We start from the raw sequence: 12,390 nt of genomic DNA, 5'->3' as shown, positions 1-12,390 counted from the left end.
GTTGGTTTTTTAAGAAAATTTCAAAAAAGTAGAGGAATTTTTGTTGCATTGTCGAATTTCTCATTTAGAATAGAAAATAGATATTAAAAAGAGCGTGTTCGAAAATGAACATTTGTTAAAGAGACCATAATTGGACCGAGGAGGAAAGTAAGTGAAAAAAATAAAAGTTTGTGTTGTGGATGATAATAGGGAACTGGTCGGACTTTTAGAGGAATATATATCTTCCCAGGAAGACATGGAAGTTGCCGGTGTGGCACATAATGGACAGGATTGCCTCGAAATATTAGAGCAGACACAGCCCGACGTTCTTGTATTGGATATTATCATGCCTCACTTGGATGGACTTGCTGTACTCGAAAAAATGAGAGATTTAAATTTGAAAACACTCCCTAATGTAATCATGCTCACCGCATTCGGACAGGAAGATGTTACCAAGAAGGCGGTGGATTTGGGAGCTTCATACTTTATCCTCAAACCATTTGACATGGACAATTTGGCAAGTCATATACGTCAGGTCAGCGGAAAATCAAATTCTTTTCTCCGCAAGCCAGCTCCATCTTACCGTCCTCAGGCAGAAGCAAAGCCTAAGAACCTGGATGCCAGCATCACCAGCATCATCCATGAAATTGGCGTTCCTGCCCATATTAAAGGATACTTATATCTCCGTGAAGCCATTTCAATGGTGTACAATGATATAGAACTTCTCGGTTCCATTACAAAAGTGCTTTACCCTGATATTGCTAAGAAGTTTAATACTACTGCAAGCCGTGTGGAGCGTGCAATCCGCCATGCGATTGAAGTTGCGTGGAGCCGCGGTAATATTGATTCCATTTCATCTCTTTTCGGATATACAGTCAGCATGACAAAAGCAAAGCCAACCAACTCAGAATTCATTGCAATGGTTGCAGATAAGCTGCGTCTGGAGCACAAAGCTTCTTGAAAGGGTAAGGACTTATAACAAAATAATTTATTTGCTATGCTGCGCTCCTTATGGGGCGTTTTTTATTGTCCCTCAAAACTCAGCGGAAACAAAAAAGTTCAGTTTGAAAATTTTTTTCAAACTGAACTTATTAATTTATTTCTTTTCTTCTTTCTCAAGCTCCATCATCTTTTGAATCAAGATGTGCTGAGGCATGTGCATGATTTGCTCAAGAGGAAGATTTAGTTTTTCAGCAAGCTTTAATGCTGTTTCCGGTGATATCTGCAGCGGCTTCACTTTTTATCCCCCACTAACTTATTTGGTTTTAAATCGATCCTGAACTTTGTTTCTCTTTCGATCGCGATAAAGAATAAATCCTGCGATAAAGCCAAGACCTATGATTAAGAAAAGGAAACCTGAAAAAAATTGAAGCCATAAATATGGAAATGGGCTTTGCAGGATGCCAAAGACCATATCTCTCATTAATTTTATCCCATAGACAGCCAATATGCCTGGCAGAAGTAAAATTAATAAAGCAATTAGTCTAATCATAAAAAAATTCCCTTCAAATCGAATTACCTACCGAAATCATAAATCATTAAATAAATTTGTCAAGTACCGCTGCTATGCTAAAATAAATTCATGAAGAATGTTGCACGGAATAATGTCAAACGTGCAAGAATTTTCAATGAAAGCAGGTAGAACAATGCAAACTGTAATGATTGTCGGTGCAGGTAAAGGCGGTACGGCCATCCTTAAAATTATAAAAGAGACGGCAGTTCTGGATGTAAAAGCAATGGTGGACATCAATCCGGATGCTGAGGGACTTCAGATTGCCAAAAAAAGCGGCATCCCGGTTAGCGCTGATTGGCGTCATTTTATGGATCAAGATATTGATATCATTATTGAAGTTACCGGAAATGAACAGGTATTTATCGACATCAGGGAAGTCAGGAGCAAAAATACGGTCCTGATTCCTGGAAGTGTAGCTTTCCTAATCGCGAAATTACTTGAAGAAAAGGAAGAACTGATTTCAAAATTCAGGAATGAAACGTATAAGCATGACTTGATTTTTAATTCGACTGATGACGGTATGATTGTAATCAACAACTTTAGTGAGATTACAGTCTTTAATCGAAGTGCGGAGAGAATGACAGGAATTAAGAGGAAAGACGCTTTAGGAAAAAAAGTTAATGAAGTCATTACAGACAGCATGCTTCCCAGAGTAATGGCAACAAGGAGAATTGAAGCGAATCAGGAAATGACTTTGGCAAATGGCCTGAAAATTATTACGACAAGAATACCAATGCTTGGAGAAAATAACGAATTAATGGGTGCATTTGCTGTTTTTAAGGATATAACAGAAGTAGTCTCGCTTGCGGAAGAAATTACGAATTTGAAAGAGATACAGACAATGCTTCAGGCGATTATTCAATCAAGTGAGGAAGCCATTTCTGTGGTTGATGAAAATGGGAAAGGAATTTTGATCAATCCGGCATATTCCAGGCTAACAGGCCTGGCCGAAGAAAAGGTGATCGGGAAGCCTGCAACAGCCGATATTTCCGAAGGTGAAAGTGTTCATATGAAGGTTCTTCAAACGAGAAGGGCAATGAGGGGTGTGGCCATGAGGGTCGGACCGAAAAGAAAGGATGTTATTGTAAATGTTGCGCCTGTCATTGTTGATGGAAAGTTAAAAGGAAGTGTGGGAGTTATTCACGACGTATCGGAAATTCAGAATCTGAATCGTGAATTAAGCCGGGCAAGACAGATTATCCGTACATTGGAAGCGAAATATTCATTCGAGGATATTATTGGAACATCTGAAGAGATGAAGCTTGCAATTGAACAGGCAAGACTCGGGGCTAAAACTCCAGCTACCGTTTTGCTTAGAGGAGAGTCAGGGACAGGCAAAGAATTGTTCGCCCACGCTATACATAATGCCAGCGACCGAAAATATAACAAGTTTATCAGGGTTAATTGTGCCGCATTATCAGAGTCTCTTCTGGAAAGCGAATTATTCGGCTATGAAGAGGGGGCGTTCTCAGGAGCAAAAAGAGGCGGCAAACGAGGTTTGTTTGAGGAAGCTGATAAAGGCAGTATCTTTCTGGATGAAATTGGCGAGCTGACAGCTAACACTCAAGCGAAACTTCTCAGGGTTCTTCAAGAACATGAAATTACAAGAGTGGGAGGGACCAAGCCTATTTCAATTGATGTTCGAATTATTGCTGCGACCAATGTGAATTTAGAAAAAGGAATTGCAGACGGCACTTTCAGGGAAGACTTATACTACAGGCTGAATCGAATGCCCATACATATTCCTTCATTAAGACGCAGAAAGGAGGATATTCCTCTTCTATGCAGCAGGCTTATTCAAAAGATCAACCAGGAATATGGACGGAATGTAGAAGGTGTAACAGACCAAGCTGTTAATAAACTAATGGCTTATGATTGGCCGGGAAATGTGAGAGAACTTGATAATATCCTCGGCAGAGCCATTATTTTTATGAATTACAACGAAACGGAAATAGAGGAACGGCATATTCCGGATTTAATAGGTGCCAATAAGCCGTCTCCAAATGTTGAAATAAGTGAAGAAGCTCAAACTAAAACATTAACTCAGCTGGTAGAGCAATATGAGGCAAAAATGATTAGACAAACACTTCACAAGTTGGATGGAAATAAAACCAAGGCAGCTAAATCGCTCGGACTCTCTGTCAGGAATCTTTACTATAAATTGGAGAAATACAATATTGCAAAAGATGGCATGCAATAAATTTCATAGTGTGCAATTAATTGCGCGCTTTAGTTCGGTGAATAAAGCGTTTTCACAGTGTTTTTGAGTTGGCACACTTCTTGCAAGTGTAATAAACGGATGGACATCAAGAAAAAGGCGCCGATAATTGCTAGCACAAGGAGCCTGCCTCACGAGGTGTCGAGGGAGGGCGAGGCGCGCGCTTTTCTAGTAAGGGGGTTGAACAGATGAAATTGGATTCGCTTCTAACGAAAGCAACCCAATATGGTGAGAAAACTGTAGCCGTAGCCGCAGCGGAAGACGAAGAAGTTCTCGAAGCAGTTGCTGAAGCAATTAAGCTGAACTTAGCAAGCTTTTTATTATTCGGGGATCAGGTAAAAATCCGCGAAATCATAAATCGGAACCATAGCGAAGCAGCTGAAAGCCCTAAGCTTGAAATCATTCATGCAGAATCGTCTGCATATGCTGCAGAATTGGCAGTAAGGGCTGTAAAAGAGCAGAAAGCCAATGTGCTTATGAAGGGAAATATCCCGACGGCAGGTATTTTGAAAGCTGTCTTAAATAAAGAATTCGGCTTAAGAACAGGAAATGTTTTATCACATGTGGCCGTATTTGAGGTTCCAGGTTTTGAACGATTTACGATTGTCACTGATGCAGCAATGAATATTGCACCGGATCTCAATCAAAAAGCACAAATCCTAAAAAATGCGGTTGAAATTGCAAGGAGCATAGGAATAGAAAAGCCTCTTGCAGCCCCGATTGCTGCAGTAGAGGTTGTTAACCCTGCTATGCAGGCAACTCTGGATGCCTCAGCATTAACTCTTATGAACCAAAGGGGCCAGATAAAAGATTGTCTTGTCGACGGTCCTCTGGCTTTGGATAATGCAATTTCTTTTGAAGCGGCTGAACATAAGGGAATCAAAAGTGAAGTTGCAGGACAGGCAGATATTTTATTGGTGCCGACTATAGAAGTTGGGAATACTTTATATAAATCACTTGTCTACTTTGCAAAAGCCAAAGTAGGAGCTGTTATCGCAGGTGCCAAAGCGCCGATCGTTCTTACTTCAAGAGCAGATTCGGCAGAAAGTAAGGTTTATTCCTTGGCTTTAGCGATATGCTCAGCAAAGTAATGGGCTCTGATAGAAATTAATTCATTCAGTGTTTTTAAATCGAAATGAAAAATTTATTAACAAAACGAACATATTACTTTTAAAAATTCCGGGGAGGAAATATAACATGGAAATCTTCAAATACCTAGAAACATACGATTACGAACAAGTGGTGTTTTGCCAGGACAAACAATCAGGCTTAAAAGCTATTATTGCTATTCATGATACTACTTTAGGCCCGGCACTAGGCGGGACACGCATGTGGACTTATGAATCTGAAGAAGCAGCTATTGAGGATGCATTGCGTCTTGCACGCGGCATGACATATAAGAATGCAGCAGCTGGTTTAAATCTTGGAGGAGGTAAAACAGTTATTATCGGCGATCCGCGCAAAGATAAAAACGAAGAAATGTTCCGTGCATTCGGACGCTATATCCAAGGTTTAAATGGACGTTACATTACTGCTGAGGACGTGGGTACTACAGTAGCTGATATGGACCTGATCCATGAGGAAACAGACTATGTAACAGGAATTTCACCTGCTTTCGGCTCTTCCGGCAACCCTTCACCAGTTACAGCTTATGGCGTATACAGAGGTATGAAGGCTGCAGCAAAGGCGGCTTTCGGAACTGATTCTCTTGAAGGCAAAACAATTGCTGTTCAGGGTGTTGGAAACGTTGCGTTCAATCTTTGCCGCCATCTGCATGAAGAAGGTGCACAGCTGATTGTTACAGATATTAATAAAGAAGCAGTTCAGCGTGCAGTTGAAGAGTTCGGTGCTAAAGCAGTTGAACCAAATGAAATTTATGGAGTTGAATGTGATATTTATGCTCCTTGTGCTTTAGGTGCGACAGTTAATGATGATACAATTCCGCAGCTGAAAGCAAAAGTAATCGCTGGAGCTGCCAACAATCAGCTTAAAGAAACACGCCACGGTGATTTAATTCATGAGATGGGCATCGTTTATGCTCCAGACTATGTAATTAATGCAGGCGGAGTAATTAATGTTGCGGATGAACTGTACGGATATAACCGCGAAAGAGCAATGAAAAAAGTTGAAACAGTATACAATAATATTGAAAAAGTTATTGAGATTGCTAAAAGGGATGGAATTCCGACATATAAAGCGGCTGACCGCATGGTTGAGGAAAGAATTGAAAGAATGCGTAATTCACGCGGACAATTCCTCCAAAATGGCCATCATATTTTAAGCCGCAGATAAGCTATAGGGAGGACTATCTATCCTGAAATACAAAGCGCTGAATTGAATATTCAGCGTCTTTGCCTTTAAAAACAGAGTAGAAAAAATGCAGCGGCAGTTAATTGTACCTGAGTAAGAGTATGCTTTTACAAAGGAGATTTCCGCTCTTTATGGAGGTTTAAACGTGCTAGAACAAGAACATCGAATTCTCGTCATCAATCCGGGATCCACTTCAACTAAGATTGGAGTTTTCGATAATGAGATCTCTGTCCTGGAGAAGACATTGCGCCATGATGCAGATGTCATTAACTCTTATGAAAGTATTATCGATCAATATGAATTCCGCAAGCAGACCATTCTGGAAACACTGGATCATGAGGGAATCAATATCTCAAAATTAAGTGCAGTGTGCGGGCGCGGGGGATTGCTTCGACCGATTGAAGGGGGCACATATTCAGTTAATGAGGTAATGCTTGAGGATCTTCGTGCCGGTTTTGCTGGTCAGCATGCTTCTAACCTTGGCGGAATACTGGCATATGAGATTGCTTCGGGTTTGAATATTCCTTCGTTCATTGTCGATCCGGTTGTAGTTGATGAATTGGATCCAATTGCCCGTATTTCAGGCTTTTCAATGATAGAAAGAAAAAGTATTTTCCATGCCTTGAATCAGAAAGCTGTTGCCCGGAGAGTAGCCAAAGAACTTGGCAAAAAGTACGAGGAGCTTAACCTGATTGTTACGCATATGGGCGGAGGTATAACTGTAGGCGCTCATAAAAAAGGCAGAGTAGTTGATGTTAATAACGGACTTCATGGAGACGGGCCATTCAGTCCGGAACGGGCAGGTACTGTACCTGCCGGTGATTTGGTGGGACTTTGCTACTCCGGCAGCTTTTATCGTGAAGAAGTGATGAAGAAGCTTGTTGGACAAGGCGGTCTCGTTGGTTACCTGGGAACAAATGATGCAGTAAAGGTTGAAAAGATGATTGAAGGCGGAGATGAGAAAGCAAAGCTTGTCTACTCCGCAATGGCTTATCAGGTGGCTAAGGAAATCGGATCTGCCAGTGCAGTGCTCGGCGGAAAGGTTGATGCCATCATCCTTACAGGCGGTCTTGCCTATGGCAAGGACTTTGTAAACGAAATCAGTGAACGGATTAACTGGATTGCAGATGTTATGGTACAGCCTGGTGAAAATGAACTGCAGGCACTCGCAGAAGGCGCTCTTCGAGTCCTCCGCGGTGAAGAGACTGAAAAAGAATATCCTGGAAAAAAAGCTGACAAAGCAGTGTTGAAATAGAAGGAGGAAGCAACTTGGCACAGGAATATGATTTGGTGATTTTAGGCGGAGGCACAGGCGGTTATGTAGCTGCCATCCGTGCTTCACAGCTTGGTTTAAAAACGGCAATCGTTGAAAAAGGAAAACTTGGAGGGACTTGCCTCCATAAAGGCTGTATCCCAAGCAAGGCTTTATTAAGAAGTGCTGAAGTGTTTGCTACCGCAAAGCACAGTGAAGATTTTGGCGTAGTGACAAGTGATGTGTCCATCAATTTTAGTAAGGTACAGGAAAGAAAAAGTAAAATCGTTGATCAGCTTCATAAAGGTGTTCAGCACTTGATGAAGCAAGGCAAGATTGATGTTTTCGAAGGAACTGGCCGCATACTTGGACCATCTATTTTCTCTCCGATGCCGGGGACAATTTCTGTTGAAATGAACAATGGGGACGAAAATGAAATGCTGATCCCTAAAAATGTTATTGTGGCAACTGGATCTCGTCCTCGTACCCTGCCAGGATTGGACATTGATGGACAACTTGTAATGACTTCGGATGAGGCTTTAGCTTTGGAAGAAGTGCCAAGCTCCATTATAATTGTTGGCGGCGGAGTCATCGGGATCGAATGGGCATCGATGTTATCTGACTTTGGTGCTGATGTAACAGTAATCGAATATGCTGACCGCATTGTACCTACGGAAGATAAAGAAATTTCAAAAGAAATGCAGCGCCTTATGAAGAAAAAGGGAGTCAAAATTGTAACAGGAGCAAAAGTGCTTCCTGAAACCCTTCAGAAAGGCGAAGGAGTTACGATTTCAGCTGAAGTGAAAGGATCTCAGCAGGAATTCTCCGCCGAGAAATTGCTTGTTTCTGTGGGGCGTCAGGCAAATACAGAGGGCATCGGCATTGAAAACACTGACATTCAGATTGAAAAGGGATTTATTTTAGCAAATGAATACTTCCAGACAAAGGAATCCCATATCTATGCAATTGGTGACGTCATTGGCGGCCTTCAGCTGGCCCATGTTGCTTCTCATGAAGGAATCGTTGCCGTGGAGCACATTGCCGGCAAGAACCCTTCTCCAATTGACTATAGCCTGGTTTCTAAATGCATTTATAGTTCACCTGAAGCGGCAAGTGTAGGATTAACAGAGGATGAAGCAAAAGAAAAAGGCCATAATGTCAAAACGGGCAAGTTCTCATTCCGGGCAATCGGAAAGGCACTAGTATTTGGTGAATCCGACGGCTTTGTGAAAATTGTAGCAGATAAGGATACCGATGATATCCTGGGTGTCCATATGATAGGCCCGCACGTAACAGACATGATCTCAGAAGCTGGCCTGGCCCGTGTTCTTGATGCAACTCCATGGGAAGTAGCACATACCATCCATCCTCATCCGACGTTATCTGAAGCAATCGGTGAAGCTGCCCTTGCAGTTGATGGAAAAGCTATCCACGGATAAAGTTCCAATTATATAAAATAGAAAAAGTCCAGGCTCACATTTGGAGCCCGGTGATACATATTAGCTTAGGAGGTTGTATAAATGGCTGAAAACCGTCATAAAGATTTAGGTTTAAGTGATGAGAAAGTTCTTGAAATGTATGAGACGATGCTATTAGCTCGCCGTATTGATGAGCGTATGTGGCTTTTAAACCGCGCTGGAAAAATCCCTTTCGTTATTTCTTGTCAGGGACAGGAAGCTGCTCAGGTAGGTGCTGCATTTGCACTTGATCGCGAGAAGGACTATGTACTGCCATACTATCGCGACATGGGAGTAGTCCTTACGTTCGGCATGACAGCCAAGGAATTAATGCTGTCAGGGTTTGCTAAAGCCGAAGATCCAAATTCAGGCGGCCGCCAAATGCCAGGACATTTCGGCCAAAAGAAAAACCGTATCGTAACAGGCTCTTCACCTGTTACTACACAGGTGCCTCACGCTGTTGGGGTTGCTCTTGGCGGAAAGCTGGAAGGAAAAGATCTGGTAACCTTTGTAACGTTTGGTGAAGGTTCTTCAAACCAGGGGGACTTCCATGAAGGTGCGAATTTTGCCGGTGTTCATAAGCTGCCTGTTATCTTTATGTGTGAGAATAATAAATATGCAATCTCTGTACCGATTGAAAAGCAGCTTGCTTGTGAAAACGTATCTGACAGAGCTATCGGCTACGGTATGCCGGGCATAACAGTTGATGGAAATGATCCGCTTGAAGTTTATAAAGCTGTGAAAGAAGCAGCGGACAGAGGCCGCCGCGGAGAAGGGCCGACATTGGTCGAAACGATTTCATACCGTTTAACTCCACACTCATCTGATGATGATGACCGAAGCTACCGTGCTCCTGATGAAGTGGCTGAAGCGAAAACAAAAGATCCAATTATTACTTTTGGCGCATACCTGAAAGAAAATGGCGTAATGGATGATGCGATTGAAAAGGAAATTAATGACCGGATTATGAAATTGGTAAACGAAGCAACTGATTATGCTGAAAACGCTCCATATGCAGAAGCGGAATCTGCTTTAAAGCATGTCTATGCTGACCAGTAAGGGGGAGAGAATATGGCTGTAATTTCTTATATCGATGCGGTAACTATGGCAATCCGCGAGGAAATGGAAAGAGATCCAAAGGTATTTGTTTTAGGTGAAGACGTAGGTAAAAAAGGTGGCGTGTTTAAAGCGACACAAGGACTGTATGATAAATTTGGCGAAGACCGCGTAATTGATACTCCGCTTGCTGAATCAGCAATTGCAGGGGTTGGAATCGGTGCAGCGATGTATGGAATGCGCCCGATTGCTGAAATGCAATTTGCCGACTTCATCATGCCGGCGGTTAACCAGATCATTTCAGAAGCAGCACGCGTCCGCTATCGTTCCAACAATGACTGGAGCTGTCCGATAGTTGTTCGTGCACCATATGGCGGCGGTGTACATGGAGCACTTTACCATTCCCAATCTGTCGAAGCAGTGTTTGCGAATCAGCCGGGACTTAAGATTGTTATGCCTTCTACGCCTTATGATGTTAAGGGTTTATTGAAAGCGGCAATCCGTGATGAGGATCCTGTGCTGTTCTTTGAGCATAAGCGTGCATACCGCCTGATTAAGGGCGAGGTTCCTGATGATGATTATGTGCTGCCAATCGGAAAAGCGGATGTAAAACGCGAGGGTGAAGATATTACGGTGATCACTTATGGCCTATGCGTTCATTTCGCTCTTCAGGCTGCTGAAAGACTTGCCAAAGATGGCATCTCAGCGCACATCCTTGATTTAAGGACGGTTTATCCGTTAGATAAAGAAGCAATTATCGAAGCTGCTTCAAAAACAGGAAAAGTGCTTCTTCTTACTGAAGATAATAAAGAAGGCAGCATTATGAGCGAAGTCTCTGCCATTATTGCAGAGAACTGCCTGTTTGAATTGGATGCACCAATCAAACGCCTTGCCGGTCCTGATGTGCCAGCAATGCCTTATGCCCCGACTATGGAAAAATACTTTATGGTTAACCCTGATAAAGTAGAAAAAGCAATGCGTGAATTGGCTGAATTTTAATTAGGGCATCTTAGTTAATAAAAATGGAAAGCGCAGATGGTGCATCTCTCCGGCTGGAATTCATTCCGGATCAGCTGCACTGGCTGTAAGGCCCGCAAATGCGGGCAGCTAGAAGGAGGTTACCCAATGGCTATTGAACAAATTAAAATGCCCCAGCTTGGGGAAAGTGTTACTGAAGGGACAATCAGCAAATGGCTGGTTTCTGTTGGAGATAAAGTAAATAAATATGATCCGCTTGCTGAAGTAATGACAGACAAAGTAAATGCTGAGGTCCCATCTTCTTTCTCTGGTGTAATCAAAGAGTTGGTTGCAGAGGAAGGCGAAACTTATGAAGTTGGCCAGGTTATTCTGACAATTGAAACTGAAGGCGGCGGAGAAGCTGCTCAGGAAGCTCCATCAGAATCTAAAGCAGAGGACAAAGCTCAAGCTGCACCTTCAGGGGCAACGCCTACTGCACCAGCAGCACCTGTTCAGGCAGATGCACCAAAAGGAGTCCGCTACTCACCTGCCGTTTTAAAGCTTTCTCAAGAGCATGGCATTGACTTAAATCAGGTGACAGGTACAGGGGGAGGCGGACGCATTACCCGTAAAGACCTTATGAAAATCATTGAGTCCGGAAATATTCCTACAGCGGCAGCTGCTTCAGCACCAGCACCGGAAAAGACAGAAGCGCCGGCTCCAGCACCTGCCCAGCCTGCAGCGCCGAAACAGGCAGCGCCAGCACCAAATATTCCAGTAATGCCGGGTGATGTTGAAATCCCTGTTACTGGAGTGCGTAAAGCGATTGCAGCCAACATGCTTCGCAGCAAACATGAAGCCCCGCATGCCTGGACAATGATGGAAGTAGATGTTACAAATCTTGTTGAATACCGCAACAGCATCAAAGGTGAGTTTAAGCAAAAAGAGGGCTTCAACCTTACATTCTTTGCTTTCTTCGTAAAAGCTGTTGCGCAGGCCCTTAAGGAATTCCCGCAGATTAATTCCATGTGGGCAGGAGATAAGATTATCCAGAAGAAGGATATCAACATCTCCATTGCAGTTGCAACAGATGACGCGTTATTCGTTCCGGTCATCAAAGCAGCTGATGAAAAAACGATTAAGGGTATTGCCCGTGAAATCAATGATCTTGCATTAAAAGTACGTACTGGTAAATTGACTTCCGCTGAAATGCAGGGTGGGACTTTCACTGTAAATAATACCGGTTCATTCGGTTCTGTCCAGTCAATGGGCATTATCAATTATCCTCAGGCTGCAATTCTTCAGGTTGAATCCATTGTGAAGCGTCCTGTAGTAATGAACAATGGCATGATTGCTGTCCGTGATATGGTTAACCTTTGTATGTCGCTTGATCACCGTGTATTAGACGGCCTGGTTTGCGGCCGCTTCCTGCAGCGTGTGAAGGAAATTCTGGAGAACACATCTAAAGAAAATACAACTATTTATTAATAAGTAAAATTACCGCTGCCCTGCTTTGGGGCGGCGGTTTCTTATTGTTCATTGCTTGTTTCTCTTTTGTATACTAAAATAGGTATATGGAGAATTTAGAATTTTATTATAATTTTCTTGCGGCATTGTTTCTTATATGAAACGGGTCCGCTGCCGCATG

At 42.8% G+C, this 12,390-nt stretch carries 11 protein-coding genes; 9 read left to right on the top strand and 2 right to left on the bottom strand.

What is annotated here, in order from left to right; translation table 11 throughout:
• Nucleotides 1-151 precede the first annotated feature (151 nt).
• Nucleotides 152-940: a sporulation transcription factor Spo0A gene (spo0A, locus tag ACR42H_RS20125; protein ID WP_113884407.1), complete on the top strand. Its 789-nt coding sequence runs from the start codon at nucleotides 152-154 to the stop codon at nucleotides 938-940.
• Nucleotides 941-1,075: 135 nt separating this feature from the next.
• Here spo0A and ACR42H_RS20120 read toward each other — a convergent pair whose 3' ends face one another.
• Entirely contained in the window at nucleotides 1,076-1,216 is a 141-nt protein-coding gene (locus ACR42H_RS20120; protein WP_113884408.1) for a YycC family protein, read from the bottom strand.
• 18 nt (nucleotides 1,217-1,234) lie between these two features.
• A complete protein-coding gene (locus ACR42H_RS20115; protein WP_436372846.1) occupies nucleotides 1,235-1,471 on the bottom strand; it encodes a DUF2627 domain-containing protein in 237 nt (78 codons plus the stop codon).
• Nucleotides 1,472-1,625: 154 nt separating this feature from the next.
• On the opposite strand from ACR42H_RS20115, the gene ACR42H_RS20110 reads away from it, so the two are divergent.
• The 8 genes from ACR42H_RS20110 (at nucleotide 1,626) to ACR42H_RS20075 (ending at nucleotide 12,230) form a co-directional block, all read left to right on the top strand.
• Complete coding sequence (locus ACR42H_RS20110) at nucleotides 1,626-3,692, top strand: sigma 54-interacting transcriptional regulator (RefSeq protein WP_436377027.1); 2,067 nt, start codon at nucleotides 1,626-1,628, stop codon at nucleotides 3,690-3,692.
• Nucleotides 3,693-3,898: 206 nt separating this feature from the next.
• Entirely contained in the window at nucleotides 3,899-4,801 is a 903-nt protein-coding gene (gene yqiS, locus ACR42H_RS20105; protein ID WP_113884411.1) for a phosphate butyryltransferase, read from the top strand.
• A gap of 106 nt (nucleotides 4,802-4,907) precedes the next feature.
• Nucleotides 4,908-6,002, top strand: a complete 1,095-nt coding sequence (gene bcd / locus ACR42H_RS20100; protein ID WP_009332881.1) for a branched-chain amino acid dehydrogenase — start codon at nucleotides 4,908-4,910, stop codon at nucleotides 6,000-6,002.
• 163 nt (nucleotides 6,003-6,165) lie between these two features.
• Entirely contained in the window at nucleotides 6,166-7,275 is a 1,110-nt protein-coding gene (gene buk, locus ACR42H_RS20095; protein ID WP_436372842.1) for a butyrate kinase, read from the top strand.
• Between the two features lie 14 nt (nucleotides 7,276-7,289).
• Complete coding sequence (gene lpdA, locus ACR42H_RS20090) at nucleotides 7,290-8,711, top strand: dihydrolipoyl dehydrogenase (protein WP_436372839.1); 1,422 nt, start codon at nucleotides 7,290-7,292, stop codon at nucleotides 8,709-8,711.
• An 81-nt stretch (nucleotides 8,712-8,792) separates the two neighbouring features.
• Complete coding sequence (locus ACR42H_RS20085) at nucleotides 8,793-9,788, top strand: thiamine pyrophosphate-dependent dehydrogenase E1 component subunit alpha (protein ID WP_113884414.1); 996 nt, start codon at nucleotides 8,793-8,795, stop codon at nucleotides 9,786-9,788.
• A gap of 12 nt (nucleotides 9,789-9,800) precedes the next feature.
• The gene (locus ACR42H_RS20080) at nucleotides 9,801-10,784 is read left to right on the top strand and encodes an alpha-ketoacid dehydrogenase subunit beta (RefSeq protein WP_113884415.1); all 984 of its coding nucleotides are present in this window, start codon (nucleotides 9,801-9,803) and stop codon (nucleotides 10,782-10,784) included.
• Nucleotides 10,785-10,910: 126 nt separating this feature from the next.
• Nucleotides 10,911-12,230 (top strand): dihydrolipoamide acetyltransferase family protein, encoded by a 1,320-nt coding sequence (locus ACR42H_RS20075; protein WP_113884416.1) that lies wholly within the window; start codon nucleotides 10,911-10,913, stop codon nucleotides 12,228-12,230.
• The last annotated feature ends 160 nt before the right edge of the window (nucleotides 12,231-12,390 follow it).

This window comes from Cytobacillus sp. BC1816, assembly GCF_051353635.1.
Lineage (GTDB): Bacteria > Bacillota > Bacilli > Bacillales > Cytobacillaceae > Cytobacillus > Cytobacillus oceanisediminis_C.
The sequence above is the reverse complement of the archived record's forward strand: the minus strand, read 5'-3'. Positions and strand labels throughout refer to the sequence as shown.